General features: G+C 36.1%; 2 protein-coding genes, 2 tRNA genes and 2 pseudogenes. 4 read left to right on the forward strand and 2 right to left on the reverse strand.

The genetic code is table 11. The annotated features are described in order from the left end of the window. Positions 1 to 25 precede the first annotated feature (25 nt). Together CWATDRAFT_RS30680 and CWATDRAFT_RS41230 are read left to right on the forward strand one after the other, a co-directional pair. A pseudogene (locus CWATDRAFT_RS30680) lies at positions 26 to 577 on the forward strand (IS1634 family transposase); the annotation flags it as partial. A gap of 247 nt (positions 578 to 824) precedes the next feature. Continuing rightward, positions 825 to 1,175, forward strand: a pseudogene (locus CWATDRAFT_RS41230) (pentapeptide repeat-containing protein); the annotation flags it as partial. A 222-nt stretch (positions 1,176 to 1,397) separates the two neighbouring features. Here CWATDRAFT_RS41230 and CWATDRAFT_RS30690 read toward each other — a convergent pair. Both CWATDRAFT_RS30690 and CWATDRAFT_RS30695 read right to left on the reverse strand, forming a co-directional pair. After that, positions 1,398 to 1,469: transfer RNA gene (locus CWATDRAFT_RS30690), tRNA-Thr, on the reverse strand. A 13-nt stretch (positions 1,470 to 1,482) separates the two neighbouring features. Beyond that, positions 1,483 to 1,567: transfer RNA gene (locus CWATDRAFT_RS30695), tRNA-Tyr, on the reverse strand. Positions 1,568 to 1,711: 144 nt separating this feature from the next. Between CWATDRAFT_RS30695 and CWATDRAFT_RS30700 the strand changes: the two genes are divergently transcribed. After that, positions 1,712 to 2,503, forward strand: a complete 792-nt coding sequence (locus tag CWATDRAFT_RS30700; protein ID WP_007308595.1) for an MlaE family lipid ABC transporter permease subunit — start codon at positions 1,712 to 1,714, stop codon at positions 2,501 to 2,503. Positions 2,504 to 2,742: 239 nt separating this feature from the next. Continuing rightward, a partial coding sequence (locus CWATDRAFT_RS30705) for an IS1634 family transposase (protein ID WP_042712978.1) occupies positions 2,743 to 3,311 on the forward strand: 569 nt, incomplete at its 3' end.

Below are 3,311 nucleotides of genomic sequence, written 5' to 3' on the forward strand. Positions count from 1 at the left end.
AAATATAAATTAAAGCTAATAATAAAAATTGAGATTGTTGGAAATAAAAGAAGTTGAACTGATTGAAACTTACTCGAAAAAAAAGGAAAAGATTTATAAGATGATTAGTCTGATCATCAAAAAAGATGAAGAGATAAGTAGAAAGACTAAAGAAGCAGGAAAATTTATTTTAGCAACTAACTTAGTAGAGGAAAATAAATTAGAAGCTAGTGAAATTCTGATAACTTATAAAAACCAGCAATCTACGGAAAGAGGATTTCGATTTTTGAAAGATCCCTTATTTTTTACTGATAGTTTCTTCGTTGAAAAACCAGAAAGAATAGAAACAATGTTATTTTTAATGTCTTTGTGTTTGTTGATTTATAACTTGGGGCAAAGAGAATTAAGAAATTGTTTAAAAAGAGTCAAAAAAGGAATAAATAATCAAGTAGGGAAAGTAACATTGCGTCCGACTTTGAGGTGGATATTTCAATGTTTTCAAGGTATTCATTATGTGATTTTAAACGGAGTTAAACAAATTGTCAATTTAACAGAAGAAAGGCGTTTTATATTGAGTTTATTACCTGCATCTTGTTAAAGATATTATCTATAAATTGAATTGGATAAAGCAAAAATAATAAAAGAATAAGAGTCTAATGATATCAAATGAGAAGAGGAAACTCTCCTTCGTTTGTGCTGAGTCTTGCTAAGTTTTCAATGAGTATAAATCTTCTTAATTTGATTATTTTTCCTAAAAATTTAATGAAAAGAGAAATATTCTTGCCCAGGTATGATTTTCGGACTTTTTAAAACTATGTATTTTTTTATAATACATTTTGAAGTGCGGAATCTGGGTTACCAATACAAACATGGTGAGAGCGCAGTTATCTCAGGCTGAGTTGAGCGATATCATGGCGAAAGGAGCAATCTTGACTCATGCTGTCTTAAATCGTGCCAATCTTAATCAAGCAGATTTAACCCTAACACGGATGAACCACGCCGATCTCAGTCGGGCTAACTTATCGGGGGCAAATTTGACGGATGCTGACTTGGTAGAGGCTTTCTTTGCAAGAGCTAACCTCATGGGGGCAAATTTGACTAATGCTAATTTAACCCGTGCTGAGTTAATGAGTGCTAACTTGGCTGGTGTTATTTTACGGGGTGCAACTATGCCCGATGGGAAAGTTCATCGCTAAAAATTTTTATCAATGGACAATGGACAATTAATAATTAATAAATATTCCAATTGATTGCTTGAATCTTTAGGAGTAAAAATAATGGATACGCTCAGATTTGCCTTCGCCTCTAAATTTAGCGCGACCGTCTTCGATTGCTTGTTCAAGATAGGTTGAACTCATTTATTTTACCTGCTATCCTATTTTGTAGATAACTGCTTGCAATTTAGCAATAGGGTACAAAGCCCGTGACGAGGATTGAACTCGTGACCTCACCCTTACCAAGGGTGTGCTCTACCACTGAGCCACACGGGCGTTTAGATATAGGTGGTGGGCCGAGCTGGATTTGAACCAGCGTAGGCATAGCCAGCGGATTTACAGTCCGCCCCCATTAACCACTCGGGCATCGACCCATTTATCTCACAACTATTTATCGTAACACAGGGTTCTAAGGATTTCAAGCGTTATAGAAAAAATTTATTTTTTGCCCTGCCCTGTTGGTGGTCAAAAAGAAGAAAAAATTTTAAAGTAAAAATACCCATCAACCATAAAAAGTAATGACAAACCCAAACCATTCAAGAAGAGGACTCGGTATTTGGTTTGAGAGATTGATAGCAGCCATTTTATTAGGGGGTCAAGTTTTCTTTCATCTGCTCAAAACTAAGATTCATCGGCGAAATACCTTAGATCAGATGAGTGTTGTCGGTCCAGAATCGTTGACGATCGCTTTAATAACAGCGGGGTTTGTGGGCATGGTGTTTACCATTCAAGTTGCTAGGGAATTTATCAGTTTTGGGGCAGCTTCAACTGTTGGGGGAGTATTAGCCCTAGCTTTAACCAGAGAATTAGCACCAGTGTTAACGGCGGTTGTCGTGGCAGGAAGAGTGGGATCAGCCTTTGCCGCCGAAATTGGCACAATGCGAGTCACCGAACAAATTGACGCTTTATATATGCTCAAAACCGATCCCGTTGACTATTTAGTGGTGCCTCGTGTCTTAGCTTGTTGTTTGATGTTACCAGTTTTGAACATCCTTTCCTTAATAACGGGAATGACAGGAGGATTATTGATTGCCAATGGATTGTACGATATTTCCCCCTATGTTTTCTTAACCTCCATCCGTAACTTTTTAGAATTGTGGGATTTAGTGACTTCTGTGATTAAATCCGTTGCTTTTGGGGGATTAATTGCCGTCATTGGTTGTAGTTGGGGACTCACCACCACTGGGGGAGCAAAAGGAGTGGGACAGTCCACAACAACGGCAGTAGTAACAGCTTTATTAGCAGTTTTTGTGGTTAACTTTTTCTTATCTTGGGTTATGTTCCAAGGAACCGGCTCAGGCTCTTTGTGACATCCTCCCACGCTAACTGCTAGGCAGTATAGCGTGGGCTTCCCGACTCACGACGGGATATTTCTGCCCACAGGGGTGTACCCCTACGCCAGTTATCTAGCCCAGATTCCGCACTTCAAAAAGTAGCATTAAATACTACAAGCCTGGGGTTAATAATTAAGTATAATTGCTTAAGCTCTTGAAGACAAAAAAGTGGGATAATTGTTTAAGTTGTTTCCTCTGTAAAAAAAGAGCGAAAAATGTCTTATTTAGAAGAAATACAAGTTAAAAATTTAGACCATTTAGGGATAGTAGCTGGTTTAATTGATGAAATAGGAATAGTCAAAATAATTAATAATAAATTAGGAATAGATGTTAGAGAAAAAATCTCAGCAGGTACAGTAGTTAAGTCTATTTTAATCAATGGACTAGGATTTGTTTCAAGACCTCTATATTTATTCAGTCAGTTTTTTCAAGATAAAGCCATTGAGAAATTGTTAGGAGAAAGAATTAAACCTGATTACCTTAATGATGATAAAATTGGGAGAGTAATGGATGAATTATATAAATATGGACTAAATGATATTTTTATTGAAGTAGTTTTAGAAGTAATTAAAAAAATTAAAATAGACCTTAAATACTCCCATTTAGATTCCACATCATTTCATTTAGATGGAGAATATAAAAGGGAAGAAGATAAAGAGAAACAGGAAGAAGAAAAAATTATTAAAGAAAGACCAATTTTTATTAAGAAAGGATATTCTCGGGATCATAGACCAGACTTAAAACAATGTGTCTTGGATTTAATAACAAGCCAAGATGGAGATAT

It is taken from the genome of Crocosphaera watsonii WH 8501, from assembly GCF_000167195.1.
GTDB lineage: Bacteria > Cyanobacteriota > Cyanobacteriia > Cyanobacteriales > Microcystaceae > Crocosphaera > Crocosphaera watsonii.

Excerpts from the sequence above, each read along its gene's own strand:
- CWATDRAFT_RS30700 (WP_007308595.1), top strand. The coding sequence starts at position 1,712 with ATGACAAACCCAAACCATTCAAGAAGAGGACTCGGTATTTGGTTTGAG.